Origin of the sequence: Pseudomonas spartinae, from assembly GCF_965197125.1 — a bacterium.
Lineage (GTDB): Bacteria > Pseudomonadota > Gammaproteobacteria > Pseudomonadales > Pseudomonadaceae > Aquipseudomonas > Aquipseudomonas composti_A.
The window spans coordinates 597,810-619,852 of sequence record NZ_CBDAMB010000002.1 but is presented as its reverse complement, the minus strand read 5'-3'; the positions used below and the strand labels follow the sequence as shown (position 1 = coordinate 619,852).

Annotated in this window: 19 protein-coding genes and 2 riboswitches; of the genes, 13 read left to right on the top strand and 6 right to left on the bottom strand. The window is 67.0% G+C overall.

All coding sequences use genetic code 11. The features are described 5' to 3' along the window. Positions 1-70: 70 nt before the first annotated feature. Together ACN8M7_RS06690 and ACN8M7_RS06685 are read right to left on the bottom strand one after the other, a co-directional pair. Positions 71-2,167, bottom strand: coding sequence for a TonB-dependent receptor (locus tag ACN8M7_RS06690; RefSeq protein ID WP_490260201.1), 2,097 nt, complete (start codon positions 2,165-2,167; stop codon positions 71-73). A gap of 345 nt (positions 2,168-2,512) precedes the next feature. Then, a riboswitch (cobalamin riboswitch) is annotated at positions 2,513-2,706 on the bottom strand. A gap of 102 nt (positions 2,707-2,808) precedes the next feature. Next, on the bottom strand, positions 2,809-3,507 hold the full coding sequence (locus ACN8M7_RS06685) for a (2Fe-2S) ferredoxin domain-containing protein (protein WP_490260200.1): 699 nt from the start codon (positions 3,505-3,507) through the stop codon (positions 2,809-2,811). 361 nt (positions 3,508-3,868) lie between these two features. On the opposite strand from ACN8M7_RS06685, the gene ACN8M7_RS06680 reads away from it, so the two are divergent. The 3 genes from ACN8M7_RS06680 to ACN8M7_RS06670 all read left to right on the top strand — a co-directional run bounded on the left by ACN8M7_RS06680 (position 3,869) and on the right by ACN8M7_RS06670 (position 6,820). Continuing rightward, positions 3,869-5,230, top strand: a complete 1,362-nt coding sequence (locus ACN8M7_RS06680; protein ID WP_394326849.1) for a C4-dicarboxylate transporter DctA — start codon at positions 3,869-3,871, stop codon at positions 5,228-5,230. A 116-nt stretch (positions 5,231-5,346) separates the two neighbouring features. Further along, positions 5,347-6,036: a FadR/GntR family transcriptional regulator gene (locus ACN8M7_RS06675; RefSeq protein ID WP_490260199.1), complete on the top strand. Its 690-nt coding sequence runs from the start codon at positions 5,347-5,349 to the stop codon at positions 6,034-6,036. A gap of 64 nt (positions 6,037-6,100) precedes the next feature. Then, on the top strand, positions 6,101-6,820 hold the full coding sequence (locus tag ACN8M7_RS06670; protein ID WP_490260198.1) for a GntR family transcriptional regulator: 720 nt from the start codon (positions 6,101-6,103) through the stop codon (positions 6,818-6,820). A 22-nt stretch (positions 6,821-6,842) separates the two neighbouring features. Here ACN8M7_RS06670 and ACN8M7_RS06665 read toward each other — a convergent pair whose 3' ends face one another. Beyond that, positions 6,843-7,562, bottom strand: coding sequence for a cobalt-precorrin-6A reductase (locus ACN8M7_RS06665; protein WP_490260197.1), 720 nt, complete (start codon positions 7,560-7,562; stop codon positions 6,843-6,845). After that, entirely contained in the window at positions 7,559-8,761 is a 1,203-nt protein-coding gene (gene cbiE / locus ACN8M7_RS06660) for a precorrin-6y C5,15-methyltransferase (decarboxylating) subunit CbiE (RefSeq protein WP_490260196.1), read from the bottom strand. Before cbiE ends, ACN8M7_RS06665 begins: the two co-directional genes overlap by 4 nt. 56 nt (positions 8,762-8,817) lie before the next feature. Continuing rightward, a riboswitch (cobalamin riboswitch) is annotated at positions 8,818-9,007 on the top strand. Between the two features lie 97 nt (positions 9,008-9,104). Between cbiE and cobG the strand changes: the two genes are divergently transcribed. From cobG to ACN8M7_RS06630, 6 genes are all read left to right on the top strand, one after another. Continuing rightward, entirely contained in the window at positions 9,105-10,418 is a 1,314-nt protein-coding gene (gene cobG, locus ACN8M7_RS06655) for a precorrin-3B synthase (RefSeq protein ID WP_490260195.1), read from the top strand. Next, entirely contained in the window at positions 10,411-11,037 is a 627-nt protein-coding gene (locus ACN8M7_RS06650) for a precorrin-8X methylmutase (protein ID WP_490260194.1), read from the top strand. Before cobG ends, ACN8M7_RS06650 begins: the two co-directional genes overlap by 8 nt. Continuing rightward, complete coding sequence (locus tag ACN8M7_RS06645) at positions 11,034-11,777, top strand: precorrin-2 C(20)-methyltransferase (protein WP_490260193.1); 744 nt, start codon at positions 11,034-11,036, stop codon at positions 11,775-11,777. Before ACN8M7_RS06650 ends, ACN8M7_RS06645 begins: the two co-directional genes overlap by 4 nt. Positions 11,778-11,999: 222 nt before the next feature. Continuing rightward, positions 12,000-13,655, top strand: a complete 1,656-nt coding sequence (gene cobJ, locus ACN8M7_RS06640; RefSeq protein WP_490260192.1) for a precorrin-3B C(17)-methyltransferase — start codon at positions 12,000-12,002, stop codon at positions 13,653-13,655. A 191-nt stretch (positions 13,656-13,846) separates the two neighbouring features. Beyond that, the gene (locus ACN8M7_RS06635; RefSeq protein ID WP_061238768.1) at positions 13,847-14,686 is read left to right on the top strand and encodes an AraC family transcriptional regulator; all 840 of its coding nucleotides are present in this window, start codon (positions 13,847-13,849) and stop codon (positions 14,684-14,686) included. A 79-nt stretch (positions 14,687-14,765) separates the two neighbouring features. After that, positions 14,766-15,371, top strand: coding sequence for a LysE family translocator (locus ACN8M7_RS06630; RefSeq protein ID WP_490260191.1), 606 nt, complete (start codon positions 14,766-14,768; stop codon positions 15,369-15,371). Positions 15,372-15,379: 8 nt separating this feature from the next. On the opposite strand, the gene ACN8M7_RS06625 is transcribed toward ACN8M7_RS06630, so the two are convergent. Beyond that, positions 15,380-16,363 (bottom strand): GlxA family transcriptional regulator, encoded by a 984-nt coding sequence (locus ACN8M7_RS06625; protein ID WP_490260190.1) that lies wholly within the window; start codon positions 16,361-16,363, stop codon positions 15,380-15,382. 95 nt (positions 16,364-16,458) lie between these two features. Here ACN8M7_RS06625 and ACN8M7_RS06620 point away from each other — a divergent pair, with 95 nt between their 5' ends. Further along, a complete protein-coding gene (locus ACN8M7_RS06620; protein ID WP_490260189.1) occupies positions 16,459-17,070 on the top strand; it encodes a LysE family translocator in 612 nt (203 codons plus the stop codon). Positions 17,071-17,089: 19 nt separating this feature from the next. On the opposite strand, the gene ACN8M7_RS06615 is transcribed toward ACN8M7_RS06620, so the two are convergent. Continuing rightward, positions 17,090-17,482: a VOC family protein gene (locus ACN8M7_RS06615; protein WP_490260188.1), complete on the bottom strand. Its 393-nt coding sequence runs from the start codon at positions 17,480-17,482 to the stop codon at positions 17,090-17,092. Positions 17,483-17,729: 247 nt separating this feature from the next. Here ACN8M7_RS06615 and ACN8M7_RS06610 point away from each other — a divergent pair, with 247 nt between their 5' ends. The 3 genes from ACN8M7_RS06610 (at position 17,730) to ACN8M7_RS06600 (ending at position 21,994) form a co-directional block, all read left to right on the top strand. Beyond that, positions 17,730-19,037: an MFS transporter gene (locus tag ACN8M7_RS06610; protein WP_490260187.1), complete on the top strand. Its 1,308-nt coding sequence runs from the start codon at positions 17,730-17,732 to the stop codon at positions 19,035-19,037. Positions 19,038-19,174: 137 nt separating this feature from the next. Then, positions 19,175-19,663 carry a carboxymuconolactone decarboxylase family protein gene (locus ACN8M7_RS06605; RefSeq protein WP_490260186.1) on the top strand — a complete coding sequence of 163 codons (489 nt, stop codon included), beginning with the start codon at positions 19,175-19,177 and terminating at the stop codon, positions 19,661-19,663. A 186-nt stretch (positions 19,664-19,849) separates the two neighbouring features. Beyond that, positions 19,850-21,994 carry a TonB-dependent receptor family protein gene (locus ACN8M7_RS06600; protein ID WP_490260185.1) on the top strand — a complete coding sequence of 715 codons (2,145 nt, stop codon included), beginning with the start codon at positions 19,850-19,852 and terminating at the stop codon, positions 21,992-21,994. The last annotated feature ends 49 nt before the right edge of the window (positions 21,995-22,043 follow it).

Here is a 22,043-nt window from a genome sequence, read left to right as displayed (position 1 = left end):
CACTGACACGGGAACACTCCATTGACCGATTGCCGCGCGCAAGTAACCCACGCGGCGCAGCTCAGATGCTTCAAAAGCGGTAATCCGCGCTGACGAACAGCGAACGCGGCGCGCCCAGGTACCACTGCTCGCCGTCGCTGCTGGCGCTGGTGGCGTACTGGCGGTCGAACAGGTTATTCAACTCCAGGCCCAGGCGCACGTCCGACAGCACCTGCCAGGCGATATTCGCATCGACCACGGTGTAACCCGGCACCTCGGCGGTGTTGGCCGTATTCACATAGCGGGCATCGACATAGCGCGCACCGATGCCAGCCTCCACGCCCCTGCCAAAATCCTTGTTCAGCCACAGGTTGGCGGTGCGTTTGGGCACATTGCTCGGACGATTGCCGCTGCGGTCACCACCGCCTTCGACGAAGTCGTCGTACTCGGCCCGGACGAAGGCGGCGTTGGCCGAGACCTGCCAGCCACGACCCAGCGCCAGCTCCAGACTGGCTTCCAGGCCATCCGAGGATTGCTGGCCGATCTGCTCGGTGGGCGCAGTTGGCGTGGCGCGACTGAGCAGCTTGTTCTTGACGATGTGATAGGCGGCCAGCGTCCACTCGCCCTGCCCGCCCCAGAACAGCTGCTTGAGGCCGATCTCGGTCTGCTTGGCTTCACTCAGGTCGAACTGCTGCTGAGTCGGGTTGAGGGTCAGCAGGTTGCTCACCCCTTCGGTGCTGGTGGCGTACTGGCCATACAGCGACAGCTCCGGGGTGAGGGCGAAGACCAGGCCGGCGCGCCAGTTGTCGCCCGTAAGGCTGCGGTCGACGCGGCTGTCATCGACCAGGTTGCTGCGGTCGATGTGCACCTGATCGCGGCGCACGCCGGTGACCAGCGACAGACGCTCGGTCAGTTGCGTGCGGTTCTCGGCGAACAGCGAGAATTGCCGGGCCAGGTTGCGTTCACGCGGACCGTAGCCGAGCGGGTCGGTACTCTGGTACTGACCGCCGCCGGAACCGGCCAGCGGCACGCTGTCGCTGAAACTGCTGGCGAAATCGTGCTGACGGGCGAAGTGGATGCGGTTGTAATCCACGCCCACCACCGTGCGGCTATCGAGACCGAACAGCGGATGCTCCAGGGTGAAGGTCTGACGGTCGCCGACCTGCTCCTGGGTGTGTTTGATCCGGTAGAACTCGCTGCGCTCGACCGTATCGCCCGGCTGCCAGCGATAGGCCTCGCTGTTGCGCCAGTAGCGCTGGGTCTTGATGTAGTAGAGCTGGTTGCTGGCGCTCAGCGCGTCGCTAATGCGCCAGTCGGTCACCAGGCGGGTGATCTGGTCGTTGTAGTGGATGTCGGCGTTGGCGACGTTGTAGTTGCGATCCCGAATGCCTTCGCGGAACTTGCCATCGACCAGCGGCGTACCGAGGTAGCGCTCCGGGCTCTGCTCGCCCTGATCATGGGACAGGGTGAAGCTCAGGTCATCGCTGGCATCCCAGCGCAGCGCGGCACTCAGCGCCAGGCTGTCGGAATCGCCACGATCGACCCAGCCGTTGCTGGCCTGCTGGTTGAGGGTGAAGCGATAGCTCAATGCGTCGCTCAGCGAACCGCCGCTGTCCAGCGCAGCCTGGCGGCGGTCGTCGCTGCCATAGCCCAGGCGCAGGTGATTCTGGATCTCGCCGGCAAACGGCTTCTTCGGCACCACGTTGATCACCGCACCGGTGGCGCCTTCGCCGTAGAGCACCGAGGCAGGACCGCGCAGCACGTCGATGCGCGCCACCGACCAGGTGTCCACCGGAAAGGTCACGGTGCCGGCACCCACGTACTGGCGAGTGCCGTCATACAGCTGCATGGTCGCCGAGTGGCCGGTGAAGCCGCGCGCCGACAATGCGGTGCCGCCGTTACCCGGCGTGCCGATGGTGCTGATGCCTGGGGTGCGGGTCACCGCGTCCTGCACGCTGCGGTTGTTGCGCTCACGCACTGTGGTGCCGCTCAGGCTGGTGCTGCTGGCCGGAGTTTGCAGGGCCGACAGATCGAGGCGCGAGCCTGCCGTGGTCGGCGTGTGCAAGGTCGTCTCGCCCTCCTCCGAGGCTTGCGCCTGGACGGTGACAGCAGGGAGATCGACAGCGGAGTCATCGGCCATGGCGGTACCGCCAGCCAACAATGCCAAAGGCAGAGAACAGAAACGCATGAGGTGCTGCACGTGAAGAATTCCGGGGCTTTGACGGGGCTCATCGAGTCGCTGCGAGGCTTTGCAATCGGGCTTTGCAGCGGTCAGTAGCGACCGTTCAGGGCCTGGGCCTGGTGCGATAATGTTATAGTTATAACATAACATTATTCTGTTTCGCAGATAGCCGGAGTCGGGCTCTGACCCTTCTTTCAGGCATGCAGAAGTGAGGTTCTTGTAGCGGAAATGGCGCGCCATATTGCTTCCATCGCAAAGAGAAAAGGCACGGCAATCCGATGGAAATGCGCAACAGCAGACAGGGGCACGAGGCACCCTACTGGAGTCAACGCCCGCCCACCGCGGGTTGCCAGACAATAACGACTCCAGGCCGGTCTCCGGGCTTGCGAGGGTCATGAACGCATCGCCTTCCCATGCGCGTGGCGCACAGTGGCGTTTCGATGCGGTCGCTCGCGTACCGTTGCGGGGGCAGCGTCGGACTTCAACCGACTTCCCGTTTCACCTCACGCGCGGCGGCGTGAGACACCTGAAGCGGGGCGGATATGACCATCCGACCCCGCTCAAGTCAAGGCGCATGGGCAATTGTGGGAGGCGCTTTAGCGGCGATTGCTCGTAGCCTGGATTTGCCACAGGCGTAATCCGAGTTGCTAACGGTTGCCCTGCTCGTCGATACGCAACTCCGGCAGCGCCTTACCCGCCACCAGGCGCTCGTCGACCAGGCGGATCACCGCCGCTTCATCCTGGATGCCATACCACTCGCCCTGTGGATAAAGGCTCGCGGTCGGCCCCAGATCGCAGGGGAACTGGCACTGGCTGCGGGTGATGTGCACGCCCCCCTCACACTCCAGCTTACCGGCGGCCTTGAGCCGCTGGCGCAGGGTTTTCCACAGGCCCAGCGCACCCTTGCGCGTGCAGCGCGGGCCGTTGCACAGCAGCAGGCGCTGCGCGTGCGGCGGAATCTGCGACCAGGCGTGGTGTTCCGGCACGGGCGGCACGTCACTGCAGGGCAGATGCGCTTTGCGATGCGCCAACAGTGCGCCCAGACCATCGAGCCAGGTGTCCTCCAGCGCCGTGCAAACCACGAACACCTGCGTCCCGTCGCCACGCTCGGCAATGCGCTCGCGCAGCCAATCACGGTGCGCAGCATCGGCACGCGGTTCCAGATCGACCACCAGCAACGGGCGCGGCGCCTCATCGATGGCCTGCCAGACACTCTCCTGCTCACTGTCATGCAGATGCGCCTCGCCCAGCAGCGTCTCGATCCGCTGCTGTAGGCGCTCAGCTGCAGCACCACGACCAAGGCCGGGGCCGATGAACAGGATGCGGGCGTAGGGGGCTTGGCTCATGACGGTCTCCAGAACGGGCCGGCAGTCTAGCCGCTTCGGCGCGATGAGCGCATTCCACGCGTCGACTCCGCTATCCGGTCTGACCGGTCATCGCAACGCTTTCGCAGGGTAACCGCGCCTCGCCATGGCCCAAGCTGCAGCACGGCCAGCGCCGCTTGAAATCCCCTGACCAGCGGTCTTTCAGCTGCACTCACACGCTCTGTTGCGGGCATTTCGCCGGATCTGGCCAACGCCAGGTCGGCGTGACGCGCCAGACGGGGGGCTTGTCGGTTGGAAAATTTGCGCTTAGCCTGAACTGGTCAGACCGGTAAGACCATAAAAACAATCTGGCGTTCGCTTCTGGGCCTCCGTGAGGGCATGGATGACGCGCCGAACGGAGACCTCGACGATGTTCAGCAAACTGCTCCCCCGCTCGCTATTCCTGCAAGTCGTGATAGGCCTGGTGCTCGGCGTGATATGCGGCCTCAGCCTGCCCGAACTATCCACCCAGCTGAAACCCCTTGGCGATGGCTTCATCAAGCTGATCAAGATGCTGATCGCACTGATCGTCTTCTGCGTGGTGGTCAGCGGCATTTCCGGCGCCGGTGACCTGAAGAAGGTGGGCCGCATCGGCCTGAAATCGGTGATCTACTTCGAGGTGCTGACCACCTTCGCCCTGCTTCTCGGCCTGGTGGTGGCCTACGGTTTGGGCCTGGGCTCGGGCGCCAACCTCCACCTCAACGAGTTGTCGACCAGCGATGCCGCGCTCTATGCCAGCCGCACCCAGGAGCTGCACGGCCCCGCGACCTTCATCATGGGGCTGATCCCCTCCTCGGTGCTTGGTGCATTCGCCGAGAACAACATCCTCCAGGTGCTGCTGTTCGCCGTGCTGTTCGGCAGCGCGCTGAACCTGGTGGGCGAGCAGGCCAGCGGCGTGGCCAAGCTGATCAACGAGTTCAGCCATGTGATCTTCCGCATCATGGGCATGATCGTGCGCCTGGCGCCGATCGGCGTGTTCGGCGCCGTGGCCTTCACCACCAGCAAGTACGGCCTCGACTCGCTCAGCCACCTCGGCGCGCTGGTGGCGGTGTTCTACGTGACCTGCATCCTCTTCGTGCTGATCGTCCTGGGCAGCGTGTTGCGCCTATCCGGGGTGCCACTGGTGCCCTTCCTGCGCTACTTCCGCGAGGAGCTGACCATCGTCATGGGCACGGCCTCGTCCGACGCCGTGCTGCCGCAGATCATGCGCAAGCTCGAGCACATGGGCATCCGCAGCTCCACCGTCGGCCTGGTGATCCCCACCGGCTACTCGTTCAACCTAGATGGTTTTTCCATTTACCTGACCCTGGCGGTGGTGTTCATCGCCCATGCCACCGGCACCGACCTGGCAATGAGCGACCTGCTCACCATCCTGCTGGTCTCGCTGATCACCTCCAAAGGCGCCCACGGCATCCCCGGTTCGGCCCTGGTCATCCTCGCCGCAACCCTCACCGCGGTGCCGGCGATCCCAGCGGCAGGCCTGGTGCTGGTGCTGGCGGTCGACTGGTTCATGGGCATCGGCCGGGCGCTGACCAACCTGATCGGCAACTGCACCGCCACCGTGGCCATCGCCCGCTGGGACAACGACATCGACCTGCAGCGCGCCCATGCGGTACTCAAGGGCGAGGCCAGCGCGCCTGGCGCTGCCCGGGACTCCAGCCTGACGCGTGTGGCGATGGCGCAGGAAAGCGAGGCGCGCGGCTGATGACAAGCCGGGGCCGGTCTGCTCTCATCGCCAGGCCACAACGAGTGGCCGGCGGTGAGCATGGCCCTGCCTGGGCGCATGCCTGCACTCATCGTTTCGCGGTTTAGGGAGGCCCCATGTTTTCGTCATCCAAGCTGGTCGATGCGGTTGTTCGCAAGTTGCTCGCGCCCATCGAGCAGGGCCTGTGGCCAGTCGGCGAAATGCTGCCGGGGCAGCGCGAACTGGCCGAGCAGATGGAAGTCAGCCGCCCCAGCCTGCGTGAGGCGATCACCATCCTGGAAACCCTGGGCGTGGTGCGCTCGCTACCCGGCAAGGGTGTCATAGTGCTGGAGCGCCAGGGCACCGCGCTGCCCGAGGTACAGGCGCCGCCCAGCGCGACCATGGCCGACGTGCTGCAACTGCGCTACGCACTGGAGCCGTTCATCGTTGGCCTGGTCGCCCAGTCGCTCGACGGTTCCGAGCTGAGCCAGCTGCGCCTGTTGCTGCTGGACATGCGCGAGTCGGTCGAGGACGGCGACATGCGCGCCCTCGCCAGCGCCTACACCAGCTTCCACCGCAAACTGGTGGCGCTCAGCTCCAACCCGATCTTCCTCAGCGTTGCCAGGCAGATCGGCGGTGCGCTGGAACAGAGCGACCAGTTGATCCGCCACAACCCGGACTATGCCGAGGACATCCTTCAGGAACACGAGGCGATCCTGCGCGCCATTCGCCGCCAGGACAGCGAGCAGGCCAGCCAGGCGATGCGCCAGCACATCCTCAACGAAGGCACCCGCCTCAACATCAACCTCCGCGTGCCCCTGGCCTGAGCCCCACGCCACCAGGCTCGCCTGGCAGCGGCCCGCAGTTCCGACCCCATCGACAGGTGTGATCATGAGTCTTGCCGATCAGCCAACCCGCCGCACGAGCGGCGGCGGTGGCAAACCCACCAGCCATTTCATCTACCAGAGCATCTACGCGGCGATCCTCGACCGACGCCTGACGCCCACCGCCAAACTGGACAAGAACACCCTCGGGCGCATCTTCGGGGTCAGCGGCTGGACGGTGCAACGGGCCCTGACCCGGCTGGCCGAGGAAGGCGCGGTGACGCTGGAGCCGCGACAGATCGCCCAGATCAGCCGGCCCAATGAGCAGCAGGCCCGGCAGGTGCTGGAGGCACGCATTCTGGTCGAGTCCGAAGTCATCCGCCTGCTCGGCACGCGTCCGGCGGACGCACGCCTGCACGAGCTGCACAGCCTGGTGGAGAACCAGCGCGCCTGCCTGGCCAGTGGCGATGGCGCCGGCCTGATCGAGCAGGCCGGCGAGTTTCACCTGAGGCTGGCGGAGCTCGCCGGCAACACGCTGCTACTGGAGTTTCTTCGCGGCTTGCTGTCGCGCGCCGCGCTGAATATCGCCCTGAGCCGCAGCCCGGTGTATTCGGCACGCACCTGCGAGGAACACCTGGCGCTGATCGCCGCTCTGCAAGCGGGTGACAGCGCCCTCGCCGGGCAGGTGCTGGTCAAGCATCTCAACGGCATATTCGACAGGCAGTGCTTCGCCCCCACGCCGACGGTCGACCTGCACGCAGCGTTCAAAGTCGGGCACCTGAGCTGATTTCACCCGGACACGTTCAGCGTCAGCACTGAAGCGCCTGGCACAGCGCCTCCAGCTCGCCAAACTCCTGCGCCACTGTCGGCAAGGCGGGACGGCGCAGCAGCAACACCGGCAATCCAAGCTCACGGGCCACCTGCAGCTTGGGCTCGGTGGAAGCGCTGCCGCTGTTCTTGCTGATCAGCACATCGCAGCGGATGCGCGCGAACAGCGCCCGCTCCTCGTCCAGCGCGAACGGCCCGCGCGCGCCGATCACCTCGGCGCGGGGCGGCGCCGCCTCGGCCTGCAGGCAACGCACCGTCCAGTGCTGGTGCGCGGGAATCTCCTGCAGGTGCGCCAGCGGTTCGCGCCCGGAGGTGAAGAACGGCCTGTTGAACGGCGCCAGCGCGCGGGTCAGTTCATCCCAGCCATCCACCTCACGCCAATCATCACCGGGGCCAGGCTGCCAGCCCGTGCGCCGCAGCGCCCAGCACGGCACGCCAGTGATCTCGGCAGCGCGGGCGGCGTTGTGGCTGATCTGCGCGGCGTAGGGGTGGGTCAGGTCCAGCAGCAACTCGATGCCTTCAGCGGCAATAAACGCCGCCATGCCCTCGGCACCACCGAAGCCACCGACGCGCACGCGGCACGGCAGATCATCCGGCACCCGCCCGAGACCAGCCAGGCTGTACACCGTCTCCGGCCCCAGGCGCCGCGCCAGGCGCAGTGCCTCGGTGGTACCGCCAAGCAGGAGGATGCGCGCCGTCATGCCTTGCGCACCGCCAGCAGGGTGATCGGCAGCGCCGCGCGCCAGGTGTCGAAGCCGCCCAGCGGCTGCGCCTGGGCCACGCTCAGACGCAACAGCTCGCCGCCCTGCTGCTCGCGGAAACTCACCAGCGCCGCCTCGCTCTGCAGGGTCACGGCATTGGCCAGCAGGCGCCCACCGGGTTTGAGCGCAGCCCAACAGGCCTCCAGCACACCCGGCACGGTGACGCCGCCGCCGATGAAGATGGCGTCCGGCGCCGGCAGCCCGGCCAGCGCCTCGGGCGCATGCCCGGCGACCAGTTGCAGGGCGGGCACGCCGAGAGCATCGCGGTTATGGCGAATATGCGCCTGGCGCCCATCGTTGGCCTCGATGGCGATGGCGCGACAAGCCGGGTGTGCGCGCATCCACTCGATGCCGATGGAGCCGCAACCGGCGCCGACATCCCACAGCAGCTCGCCGGGCAGCGGCGCCAGGCGCGCCAGGGTCACCGCGCGTACGTCGCGCTTGGTCAGTTGGCCGTCGTGGCGGTAGGCATCGTCGGGCAGGCCGCAGGTCGGCGGCAGCAGCATTGCTCCGGCGTCGGCCAGGCACTCCACGGCCAGCAGGTTGAGGTCGGCTGCGCGCGGCAGGTCCCAGTTCGCGGCCAGGCCATCGAGGCGACGCTCTTGTGGCCCGCCGAGATGCTCCAGCAGAGTCAGGCGGCTGGCGCCGAAACCACGCGCACGCAAGACTTCAGCCACCTGTGCGGGCGTATCGCCATCGGCACTCAATACCAGCAGGCGCATGCCGGGGAACAGCTTGCCGTTGAGCGTGGCCAACGGCCGACCGACCAAGGACACCACCTCCGCCTCCTGCAGCGGCCAGCCCAGGCGCGCCGCCGCCAGCGACACCGAGGACGGCGCCGGCAATACCAGCAGTTCGTCGGCCGGCACCTGGCGCGCCAGGCTGGCGCCGACGCCATAGAACATCGGGTCGCCACTGGCCAGCACGCACACCGCCTCGCCGCGCTTTGCCAGCAACGGCCCAAGGTCGAAGGGGCTGGGCCAGGTTTCCCGCTCGCCGCTGATGCACGGCGGCAGCAGCGCCAGCTGGCGCGGCGCGCCGACGATGCGCGTGGCCGCCAGCAGGGCGCGGCGCGCCGCCTTGCCCAGGCCGGGGTAACCGTCTTCGCCGATGCCGACCAGGGTCAACCAGGGTTTCATCCAATGTCCTCGCACAGGCCCGACGGAGCGCCTGTCCGCGCTCCGGGCAAAGCGGGCATAATACAGCCTTCGTCGGTGCCCCATGAATCGGGCCTAAGAGGGAATCCGGAGCGATCATCGATCGCCACCGAGCTGCCCCCGCAACTGTAAGCAGCGAGTCCAATGCCATCGGCCACTGGGTAACCGGGAAGGCGCAGCGGATCATGACCTGTCAGCCAGGAGACCTGCCGACGAACGCTGGTCGCGAGTGCCAACATCGGGCGGGGTGTACCGATGCCATGGAGTCTTCCTGCAGGTTGATTCCGCTGGTTCGGTCGCCGCGTCGTTATCCACAGGTGACCCTTTGCCCACGTCCGTTCGCCCATCCGCCTGCCCCGGCCTGCTGCGCATCGTGCCCGCGCTGGACGGCGGCATCTGCCGAGTCAAACTGCCCGGCGGCGTACTGCGTAGCGCGCAGGCGCGGGTGATTGCCGAGGCTGCGCGACGTCATACCGGCGGCGTGCTGGAGCTGACCAACCGCAGCAACCTGCAGATTCGTGGCGTCCTGCCCGGGCAGGAAAGCCCGCTGATCGACGCCCTGCTCGGCGCCGGCCTCGGCCCGCGTGTGGCCGCCGCCGATGACGTACGCAACCTGATGCTCAGCCCCGCCGCCGGCCTCGACCCGCAGGCGCGCATGGACGTGCGTGCGCTGGCCAGCCAGTTGCTCGACCTGCTGCAGGACACTCCGGCGCTGTATGCGCTGTCGCCCAAGTTCGCCCTGCAACTGGACGGCGGCGAAGCCCTGGCGATGCGCGAACACCCCCACGACCTGTGGCTGCTTGCCGAGGACGACCAGCACCTGCTGCTGGGCCTGGCCGGCTGCCCGAATGACGCCCCACTGGCGCGAATCGAGGTGACGCAGGCCGTCGAGCTGGTGCGCCAACTCCTGCTGTTGTTCCTCGAACTGGCCACGCCCGAGCAATCGCGCATGCGCCAACTGCTGGCGCAGATCCCGGCCGCCGAGCTGCTGCAACGCCTGCAGGCGCGCCTGAGCTTTGCGCTGCAAGCGGCCCCGGCCAACTGGCAGCCGGCCGAGAGCACCGCACGTGCGCCGGCGGGGGTTTATCCACAGGCGCAGCAGGGCCTGTGCATGTTGGCGGCCGGCGCTCGACTGGGCCGCCTGCACGCCGAACAGCTGTTGGCGCTGGCCGGGCTCAGCGAACACCACGGCGACGGCGAACTGCGCCTGACGCCCTGGCAAGGCGTGCTGCTGGGCAATGTGCCCGAGGCCAAATCCAGCGAATTACTGAACGCCCTAGAGGATCTAGGGCTGCTGACCCAAACCGACGAACCGCTGCTTGGCCTGGTCGCCTGCACCGGCTCGGCGGCCTGCGCGCGCGGCCTGGCCGACAGCAAACACCACGCCCTGCACCTGGCCGAGCGCCTGCGCGAGAACGGCGCGCGCCCGCAGGTGCACCTCAGCGCCTGCCCGCGCAGTTGCGCCAGCGCGCGCGTGCAGCCCTACACCCTGCTGGCCAGCACACCCGATCACTACCAGCTCTACCAACGCACGCCCGAGGCGCCCGGTTTCGGCCGTCTGCTGGCGCCCGCCATGACCATCGACGAGGCCGGCGCCTGGTTCGCCCGCCAACACCCCGCAGGAACCTCCGATGCTTGATTACATCCGCGACGGCCAGGAAATCTACCGCCGCTCCTTCGCCACCATCCGCGCCGAGGCCAACCTCGACGGCATCCCCGCCGATCTGGAAAAACTCGCCGTGCGGGTGATCCACGCCTGCGGCATGGTCGACGTGGTCGAGGACCTGCGCTTCTCCGCCGGTGCCGGCGCCGTCGGCCGCGCGGCCCTGCTGGCCGGCGCGCCGATCCTCTGCGATGCGCGCATGGTCGCCGAAGGCATCACCCGTCCGCGCCTGCCGGCAGGCAACCAGGTGATCTGCACCCTGCACGATGCCGGCGTGCCGGAGCTGGCCCGTGAGGTCGGCAACACCCGCTCGGCGGTAGCCCTGGAGCACTGGCGCGAACACCTGGAAGGCAGCGTGGTGGTGATCGGCAACGCGCCCACCGCGCTGTTCTACCTGCTGGAAATGCTCGACGCCGGCGCGCCCAAACCGGCGCTGATCATCGGCATGCCGGTGGGCTTTATCGGCGCCGCCGAGTCCAAGGACGCCCTGGCCGCAGACAGCCGTGGCGTGCCCTACGTGATCGTGCGGGGCCGTCGTGGCGGCAGCGCCATGGCGGTGGCCGCGGTCAACGCCCTGGCTTCGGAGGTGGAATGATGGCCGGTCGTCTGCTTGGCCTCGGCGTCGGTCCCGGTGACCCCGAGCTGCTCACCCTCAAGGCCCTGCGCCTGCTCAAAGGCGCCCCGGTGGTGGCCTACTTCGTGGCCAAGGCGAAACACAACGCCGGCCATGGCGGCAATGCCTTCGGCATCATCGAAGCGCACCTGAGCGATGCCCAGCAGCGCCTGCCGCTGGTCTACCCGGTGACCACCGAGAAGCTCGCCCCGCCGCTGTCCTACGAAGATGTGATCGCCGACTTCTACGACACCTGCGCGCAGCAGATCGCCCAGTTGCTCGAGGCCGGCCAGGATGTGGCGGTGATCTGCGAGGGCGACCCATTCTTCTATGGCTCCTACATGTACCTGCACGACCGCCTGGCCGACCGCTACGAAGTGGAGGTGGTGCCCGGCGTGTGCTCCATGCTCGGCTGCGCCTCGGTGCTCGGCACGCCGCTGGTGTATCGCAATCAATCCTTGAGCGTGCTCTCCGGCGTGCTGCCGGAAGACGAGCTGGAACAGCGTCTGCGCGACGCCGAAGCGGCCGTGGTGATGAAGCTCGGGCGCAACTTCGACAAGGTGCGCCGGGTGCTGCGCAAGCTCGGCCTGGACGACCGCGCCCACTACGTCGAACGCGCGACCATGGCCAGCCAGAAGATCGTGGCGCTGGACGAAGTGGAGCCGATGGATTCGCCGTACTTTTCCATGATTCTGGTGCCCGGCCAGAAGTGGCGGGGGTGATTGGTTCCTTGTGGGAGCGGCTTCAGCCGCGAAGCGCTTTCGCGGCTGAAGCGGAATACCGCCCAGCCGCTCCTACAGCTCACCGGGTGAATGAAACCCCGTCACCACGCGCCCTACGCAATCATTGCGGGGGCATCATTGGAGGCGACAGTCGCCGCTGAAGCGCCTCCCACGGATCGCGCCCCATTCCCCGGATTGCATCGGGGCTACAGGATTTACCGCATGAACATCGTCATCCTCGGCGCCAGCGCACTGGCCACTGCACAACGCCTCAAGGCGCTTTATCCACAGGCTGTGATCCACGGCCTGCGCGGGCGCGCCGATGGCGCCGAGCGTCACTACGAGGAGTTCGGCGAGCACCTGCGCGCGCTATACCGCGCAGGCCAACCGCTTGTCGTGCTGTGCGCTGCCGGCATCGTCATCCGCAGCCTCGCCGCACTGCTGGCGGAAAAAGGCGCCGAGCCACCGGTACTGGCCCTGGCCGAAGACGGCAGCGCTGTGGTGCCGCTGCTCGGCGGCCTGGCCGGGGTCAACCGCCTGGCCCGCGAAATCGCTGCACACCTGGGCGTCACACCCGCCATCACCACCAGCGGCGAGTTGCGCTTCGGTACCTGCCTGCTGGAGCCGCCGGCCGGCTACGCCCTGGCCGACCTGCAGCAGGGCAAGCGCTTCGTCAGCGACCTGCTCGGCGGCGAAACGGTACGCATCGAAGGCCAGGCACCCTGGCTGGAGAACGCGCAACTGCCTGTGGATAACGCCGCCAGCCGGGTTATCCACATCACCGCGCAGGCGCGCCCGGCGCAACCCGACGAACTGCTGATCCACCCGCGCTGCGCCGCCGCCCTGATCGAACGCCCCGGCGCCGACCTGCCTGCGCGCCTGCAACAGGCGCTGAGCGCTGCCAATCTTGCACCGCAAGCGCTGGCCTGCCTGCTCGCGGACAAAGCCTGGATGGCCAACGCGGAGTTGCACGCCGCTGCAGTTGAGCTGAAGCTGCCGCTGCGCTTTATCCACAGCAGCGCCGAGCTACCGGCCGAACTGCACAGCGGTGACGGCCTGCGCCTGCTGTTGAGCGAACAGCCTCTGGATATCGAGCGCCTCGGCCAGCGCCGTGGCCGCCTCAGCGTGGTCGGCCTCGGCCCTGGCGCCGCCGAGCACATGACCCCCGCCGTGCGCCGCGCCCTCGACGAGGCCGAGGACCTGCTCGGCTACGACACCTACGTGAAGATGGCCGGCCCGCTACGCGCCGACCAGTGCCTGCACCCCAGCGACAACCGCGAAGAGCTGCAGCGCGCTGCCCACGCCTTCGAACTGGCCGCCAGCGGACGCCGGGTGGTGATGATCTCCTCGGGCGACCCTGGCGTGTTCGCCATGGCCGCGGCGGTGATGGAGGCGCTGGAAAGCCCGCAGAACGAGGCCTGGCACGGCGTCGAGCTGGAAGTACTGCCGGGCGTTTCCGCCGCACTGGCCACAGCCGCCAAGGCTGGCGCACCGCTGGGCCACGACTTCTGCCTGATCTCCCTGTCCGACAACCTCAAGCCCTGGGCGGTGATCGAGAAGCGCCTGGAACATGCCGCCGCAGCGGATCTGGCCATGGCCTTCTACAACCCGATCTCCAAGTCCCGCCCCTGGCAACTTGGCCGCGCGCTCGACTTGCTGCGCCAGCACCGTACGCCCGAGACGCTGGTGGTGCTTGGCCGCGATATTGGCCGCCCTGCCGAAGCGCTGCGCAGCCTCACCCTGGGCGAGCTGACCCCGGAGATGGTCGACATGCGCACCCTGGTGATCATCGGCTCCAGCCAGACCCGCCGCTTCCCGCGTGCCGACGGCAGCGAGTGGGTCTACACGCCGCGTTGGTATCCCGCGCAGGCCGACTAGAGCATCGCTCGCAGCAGGATTGCCAAGCGTTTGCAGGAGCGGATTTATCCGCGAATTTCGCGGCTGAAGCCGCTCCTGCGGATCGGGGCGCTTGGTTTTATCCACAGCCCCAGCCCTCTGCACAAACGTTCTAGGCATACCCGGCAAAGGGGGTAAGCTCAGGCGTTCCACTTTCCACCGCGGGCCAGGCGATGAACGCGCAGTCATGGGTCGACCTCAAGCAGGACGCCGACACCGGCATCGAGGTGATCCGTGCGCATTTCGAGGGCCACGCCTACGATCCGCATTGGCACGACAGTTACCTGATCGGCTTCACCGAACAGGGCGTGCAACAGTTCCATTGCCGTCGCGCGCTGTTCAGCAGCGTGCCGGGGCAGACCTTCTTTCTCGAACCCGGCGACATCCATGACGGCCATGCGCCGACGCCAGGCGGCTTCACCTACTCCACCCTCTATCTCGAACCCGCCTGGCTGCAACGCGCGTTGCCGGCGCTGTTCGAGCAGGCGCCTGGCGACTGCCTGCCGGGCGTACCGCGCACTCAGCCGGACGACCCCGGCCTGCTGCCGTGCATCGCCAACGCCTTGCAGACATTGAGCGATGGCGAGCCGCGCATGGTGCGCGACGCGGCGCTGGACGCGCTGCTGGAGCGCATCTCGCGCAGCCTGCACTGGCGCCAGCAACTGCCGGGCAACCCGCAGATACCCAGCGTGGCCCTGCGTGCCCGTGACTACCTGCATGCACACTTTCACGAGAACATCGGCCTCGACGAGCTGGCGCGGGTGTGCGGCGTCGACCGTTTTCGCCTCAGCCGCGCCTTCAAGGCCGCCTTCGGCATCGCCCCGCACGGCTACCTGATCCAGCTGCGCCTGGTGCGCGCCCGGCGTTTGCTGGCCCTTGGCACGACGCCGGCGGATGTCGCCAGCGACCTCGGTTTTGCCGACCAGAGCCACCTGGGCCGCTGGTTCCGCCGCGCCAATGGCGTCACCCCGGGCGCCTACCGCAACCTCTGCACAAAGCTTCAAGACCGCTGAATCAGCCCGCCGGACAATCGCCCCATGCCCTCGATATGGAGCGATAGCCCATGCCCTTCACTGCCCACCGGGCTTTGCCATGAACCAGTGGCTGCCCTTCATCCTGTTCGCCTCGGCGGCGTCGATCACCCCCGGCCCGACCAACCTGCTGATCCTCGGCAGCGCCGCCCGTTTCGGCCTGTCCATTGCGTTGTCCATCGCCGTCGGTGCCAGCCTCGGCGCCAGTCTGATGCTGCTGGTGGTCGGCCTGGGCCTCGGTGAACTGCTGGCCCGCGCGCCGCTGCTGCAGACGGCGATGGCCTGGGCTGGCGCGGCCTGGATCAGCTGGATGGCCTGCAAGCTGCTGCGCGCCGACAGCGCCAGTGCCGACGAACGCGCCATCGACCGGCGCCAGGGCTTCGTCCAGGGCGCCGGCCTGCAACTGATCAACCCCAAGACCTGGCTGATGAGCGTCTCGGTCACCGCGATCTTCCTCGGCGGCCAGGCTTCGTTCACCGCCGTGGCGAGCTACGCGGCGCTGTTTTTGCTGGTGTCCACGCCCTGCCTGCTGGCCTGGGGCCTGCTCGGTATCGGCAGCGCTCGCCTGTTGCGGCAACCGGCCAGGTTGCGGCTATTCAACCGCTGCATGGCCCTGTTGCTACTGGCCTCGGTGTGGCTGCCGCTGCTGTCCCAGCTTCGCGGCTGAAGCCGCGGCTACGCCGTGGGTTTGGCTTGACGGCGCATCGCCCCAGGCGTGGTACCGAAACGCTGACGGAACAGCTTGCCCAGATGGCTGGTGTCGCCGACCCCGATTTCGTCGGCGATCTGCGCCAGGCTGTGGCTGGAATTGAGCAGGCGCCAACGCACGTGCTGCAGGCGCAGTTCGTTCCAGTATTCGCGTGCGCTCATGCCCTGGCTGGCGTGGAACAGGCGGTCGAGCTGACGCCGGCTGATACCGACGCTGGCCGCCAGTTGCTCGATGCCGGCGGCACTGGCCAGGCCGTGGCGCATCAGGGCGATCGCGCGGTCGACATGCCGCTCACCGCTCGGTGCAGTGTGCAACGAACGCAGCGCGTGCTGGCCGCTGCGTGTCTCGTCCACCAGCATGTCGGCCAGGCCTTTGAGCGCCCGCGCCCGGCCACTGCCTTGAGCCAGCAGCTCCACCGCCAGGTCGATGGCCGCCGTGCCGCCAGCGCAGGAAATCCGCGCACCATCCACACAGTACAGACGCTCGCGGGCCAGGCGCAGGTGCGGGAAGCTGGCGCGAAACTCCGCCTCATGGCGCCAGTGCACCGCCACCCGGTGGCCGTCGAGCAGCCCGCAGGCGGCGAGCAGAAAACTGGCGTTGTCGATCGCCACCAGTTTCACTCCAGCACGGGCGGCGCGGCGCAGCAACGACTGATACGCCGGCGCCAGCGCGGCAGTGGCCTGCGCGTTGCGCCCGCCGAACAGCACCAGGTAATCATGCTCGGCCAGTTCGAGCTGATCGACCGTGGCCTCGATGCGCAACGCCGCACCGCTACTCGACGACACATGCCCCGCCTGCAGGCCGAGGATGGTCCAGGCGCAGTAGCGCTGGCGGCTGTAATCCTCGTCATCGGCGCTGAAGCGCAGCTTGTCGAGAAAACCGCCAAACGGCAGCAAGGCGAACTCCGGCAGCGGCAGCAGCAGAAAACGCAGATCAGGGTTCTCGGTCATGCACTGTCCAGAATCAACCGTTAGATGACCAGAATCTACCTCATTACCGCACCTGCCGCTGACTAGACTGGCCGCGCCCTCTGAAGGAGACCCGCATGGCCCTCGAACTCTGGTTCGTCTACCTGATCGCCACCCTCGGCCTGGCGCTGACACCCGGCCCCAACAGCCTGCTGGCGCTGACCCACGGCGGCCTGTATGGCGCGCGCATGGCGCTGGCCACCATCCTCGGCGGCGTGGTCGGCTTCAGCGCGCTGATCGCCCTGGCCATGTTCGGCCTCGGCGCCCTACTCAAGACCGCACCCAGCGCATTGCTGGCGCTGAAGTGGATTGGCGGTGCCTACCTGATCTGGCTGGGCGTGCAGCTCTGGCACTCGCCGCCGATGAACCTGACGCTGGCCGATAGCGGCGTGCGCCCCGGCGCCGGTCACCTGTTTCGCCAGGGCCTGCTGTCGGCGCTGTCGAACCCCAAGGTGATCCTGTTCTACGGCGCCTTCCTGCCGCAGTTCGTCGACCCGCAGCGCGGCCTGGCCGTACAGTTCGTGGTAATGGCAGCGACCTTCGCCGTGGTCGAATTCCTCGTCGAACTGCTACTGGCGCTGCTGGCCTTCCGCGTGCGGCCCTGGCTGCAACGTGGTGGGCGCACCTTCAACCGCAGTTGCGGCGTGCTCTTCGTGTTGATCGGCGTGGCCTTGCCGCTGGCGCGTTGAGCCCGCGCGAAAGCACTGCCTACTCAGGCCGGTGACAGACCACGCAGAGCTTGTTGCCATCCGGGTCGCGGAAGTAGGCACCGTAGTAATCCGGGTGATACTGCGGGCGCAAGCCCGGAGCGCCTTCGCAACGCCCACCCCGCGCCAGCGCCATCCGGTGAGACTGATCGACCTGTGCCCGGGTCTGCGCCAGCAGCGCCACCATCTGCCCGTTCCCAGGCTGGTGCGCGGCGCCGTCGTAAGGCGTGCTGATAAGCAACAGTGGTCGGGGCTCTGGGCTCGACTGCCAAGCCGCCCAGGGCTTGTCCGCGTCGAGAAAACGCAACTCGACGCCCAGCAGATCCATCAACGGCTGGTAGAACCTCAGGGCGCGAGGAAAGTCGCTCACACCAATGCATATATGAGAAAACATATGGCTCCTTGCTCCGTTGAACGAAAACGCTGACCGCATCCTGGGCCAGCGCCCACCGCTATCGCAAGCACCGCTAGAGTCGCGAACCTGCGCAGTCGCATCGACCAGGCCTCCTTCTGCGACCCGTCGCGTTTACCCTGGCTTGAGGTCGCTTACGGCAACGTCACCGTCGCCTGCGTGGCGCTTGGCCATGCACGCGCTCCGTACCCTGCAGGATGCCGTCTAAATCAGGGATCAGGAGCGTCGAATGAATGCTAACCACACGGGCCATCAGGTCAGCCCGGCCACCTTGCGCAAGGTGATCGCCGCATCGGCCATCGGCAACTTCGTCGAATGGTTCGACTTCGCCGTCTACGGCTTCCTCGCCGTGACCATCGCCTCACTGTTCTTCCCACCGGGCAATCCAACCCTGGCGCTGCTGCAGACCTTCGCCGTGTTCGCCGTATCGTTCGCCCTGCGTCCGCTGGGCGGGATCTTCTTCGGCATCCTCGGCGACCGCATCGGGCGCAAACGTGTGCTGTCGATCACCGTGCTGATGATGGCCGGCGCCACCACGCTGATCGGTCTGCTGCCGACCTACGCCAGCATCGGCTTGCTCGCGCCCCTGCTGCTGGCCGTGGCGCGTTGCCTGCAAGGGTTCTCTGCCGGTGGCGAATACGCCGGCGCCTGCGCCTTCGTCATGGAGCACGCGCCCACCGAGCAGAAGGCCCGTTACGGCAGTTTCGTGCCAGTTTCGACCTTCCTCGCCTTCGCCGCCGCGGCCGGCCTGGTACTCGGCCTCGACCAGTTGATCAGCAGCGAGCAGATGCAGGCTTGGGGCTGGCGCCTGCCCTTTCTGATCGCCGCACCGCTGGGCCTGGTGGGCCTGTATATGCGCCTGCGCCTGGACGAGTCGCCAGCTTTCCAGGCCCTGGCTGCAGAACAGGCCCCCGAGCATTCGCCGCTGCGTGAAACCCTGCGCAGCCATAGCACCACCATCCTCTGCCTGAGCGCGTTCATCTCGGCCACAGCCCTGTCGTTCTACATGTTCAGCACCTACCTGAGCACCTACATGCAGGTAGTCGGCGGCGCCAGCCGTTCCACTGCGCTGCAGGCCAATCTGCTGGCACTGGTCTTCGCTGGGCTGCTGTGTCCGTTCGTGGGGCGTTACTCGGATTGGGTCGGGCGGCGACGCACCATCCTCACAGCCTGCCTGGCGCTGATCTTCGCCGTCTATCCGGCCTTCACTCTGGCCACTTCGGGACAGCTCTTGCCATCGGCGCTGGGCGCCATGCTGCTGGCCGTCGGTGCGGTGATCTGCGGCGTGGTGACGGCAGTGCTGCTGTCCGAGCAGTTTCCCACCCGAGTGCGTTATACCGCCTCGGCCTTTACCTACAACATCGCCTACACCATCTTCGGCGGCACCGCGCCGCTGGTGGCCACCTGGCTGATCGAGCAGACCGGCGACCGCATGGCACCGGCCTATTACCTCATCGTCATGGCCCTGATCGCCCTCGCGGGTGGCCTGGCGCTGCCGGAGTCGTCGAAGCGGCCGCTGAACTATCGCCATGAGTGAGTGAGCACGGCGCTGAGCGAAGTGGACCAGTCATAATCTGGGTAATTGGATCTATGTGACTGGGCCACTGCTGCGTAGATTCGTGTCTACCGGGTCAGGCCGAACATGCCTTCGGCTGTCCCATAACGCGGATACGGATGATCACCATGAGCCAGCGCCTCGACTACTTCGCACTCTCTCCCAAGGCCTCCGGCAAGTACGCCGAGTTCTCCATGCTGCTGACCCGCAGCCCGTTCCTCGCGCCGCTGGCCCACCTGGTCATGCTGCGTGCATCGCAGATCAATGGCTGCGCCTTCTGCGTCGACATGCACGTGAAGGAAGCGAAGATCCATGGTGATCGCGAACTGCGCCTGCACCATGTCGCCGTATGGCGCGAGTCGCCGCTGTTCTCGGAGCAGGAACGCGCCGCGTTGGAGTGGACGGAAGCCCTGACCCAGCTGTCACCACACGGTGTTTCCGATGCCATCTACGCCAGCGTGCGCGAGCAATTCTCCGAACAGGAACTGTCGGAGCTGAGCTTCCTGGTGGTCGCCATCAACGGCTGGAACCGCCTCAACGTGGCCTTCCGCACCGTGCCCGGTTCCGCCGACAAGGCATTCGGCCTGGACAAGGCTGGCCTGGCCTGAGGTTTATCCACAGGCGGCGGTCGGCCTGTTGCGCGACCGCCCTGCCTTGCTCCTCCCTGAGCGCCACGCTGCACGGCACGGGCACAGTCGGCATGATGTGCCCCCCGCGCCAGCACCCGGCTAGCGTGACGAATCCCCGTCGGCCTTCATCTGACACACTCGCCGCCCGCTCAACGGAGCCCTTGCATGCTGCCCCTGCCGTTTTCCCGCCAACCTGCCCGCCTCACCCTGCTCGCCCTCGCCTGCCTGAACAGCCACAGCGCCTTCGCCGAAGAGCCTGTGCAGCTCGACCCGTTGCAGGTCAGCGGAATACAGCTGAGCGAAGTGGAGGCCGCACGCGAGGACCTCGCGCGAGTGCCCGGCGGCACCAACCTGGTGGACATGAACAAGGTCGAACAGGGCCGCGTGGCCGGCGTCGCCGACGTGCTGGCCTACCAGCCCGGTGTCTACGCGCAGTCACCCGGTAATGAGGGCGTGAAGGTGAGCGTGCGCGGCTCGGGGATCAACCGTGGTACCGGCTCGCACGCCTCCGGCACCCATATCATGCTCGACGGCCTGCCGCTGACCGGCTCCGGCGGCACGCCCTATGAGCTGCTGGAGCCCTTGTGGATAAGTCGCGCCGAAGTGCTGCGCGGCGCCAACGGTTTCGACCGCGGTTCGCTGGCCCTGGGCGGTGCCATCGACTACATCACCCACACCGGCTATACCGCACCCAAGCTGCAGCTGCGCGTTGAGACGGGCAGCCGCGGCTATCAGAAACGCAGCATCGCCTCCGGCCAGGTACTGGGCGATTTCGACTACTACCTCGCCCTTACCGACAGCCGCACCGACGGCTATCAGGATCACTCATCGGGCAAGGGCAAAGGCATCGCCGCCAACTTCGGCTACCGCCTCAACGAGAATCTGGAGACGCGCGTCTACCTGCGCTACCGCGAGACCGAGCACGAAACGCCCGGCCGCCTGACCAAGGCCCAGCTCAAGGACGACCCGCGCCAGGCCGCTGCCAACAACCTGCGCATCGACGCCCACCGCGACCAGCCCGGCAGCACCTGGCTGGCGAACAAGACCACCTGGCGCATCGACGAAGACGCCACCCTGGTGGCGGGTGTGGCCTATCACCACTACCCGATGGATATCGTCGAAAACAGCTCGCCCAACGGCAACACCTACCGCGTCCGCGTGGACTACAGCGATATCAGCGGCACCCTGAACTACACCCGTCGGCATACCCTGTTCGGACTCAACAGCACCACCACCCTCGGCCTGCGCAGCACCACCAACCTGCCCAGCAGCAAGTCGAAGGAAAACGCCGCCCTGCCGATTACCGTCGGTGGCACGACCTACCCGGCCGGTACTCTGATGCGCGCCTACGAGCACCTGGGCTCGGACACCGTGCTGCATATCGGCAACGAACTGGAATTGACCCCCGACCTGTGGCTGACCAGCGGCCTGGCGCTGATCTACACCCGCCGCGAAGTACAGGTGACCTGGCCCGCGACCGACGACAAGCTCAGCGAACATAGCTGGGACTACGCGCCACGCATCGGCCTGCGCTACCAGCTCAACCCCGACGTGCAGCTGTACGGCAACATCAGCCGCTCGGTAGAGCCGCCGCATGCCTGGTCGATGATCTGGAGCTCGCCGCTGCGCTTCCCGGCTGGCAACCAGCCATACAGCACCCGCCAGAGCACGCCGATCTCGATGGATAACCAGACCGCCACCACCTTCGAAGTCGGCGCCCGTGGCGACTCGGCCATCGGTGAGTGGGACCTGGCCTACTACTACTCGCAGGTACGCCACGAGCTGCTCACCGTCGAGGTCGAGAACAACGTCTTCGCCGAATCCAACGCCAGCCCCACCGTGCACCAGGGCATCGAAGCCGGCCTGAACAGCCCGCTATGGCAAGGCGGCGCCGCTGGCGCGCTGAGCCTGCGCCAGGCCTACACCTTCAGCGACTTCCACTACCGCGATGACGACACCTTCGGCGACAACCGCCTGCCCGGCCTGCCGCGCCACTACTACCAGGCGGAACTGCGCTACGACCACCCGAGCGGCTTCTACGCCGGCCTCAACACCCAGTACGCCTCCAGGGTGGCGGTGGACTACGCCAACTCCTACTACGCCGATGCCTACACCACCTTCGGCGCCACCCTCGGCTACGCCTCGCCGAAAGACGACTGGCAAACCTGGCTCGACCTGCGCAACCTGACCGACAAGCGCTATGCCGCCACCGTGACGCCGGGCTATAACGACAACGGCACCGACGTGGCCCGCTCCACACCTGGGGAAGGGTTTGGGGTGTATACGGGGGTTTCGTGGAGTTGGTTGTAAGGCGTGACGCTTGCGACTGACTGGGGCATGGTGGAAAACGCTTTGCGGT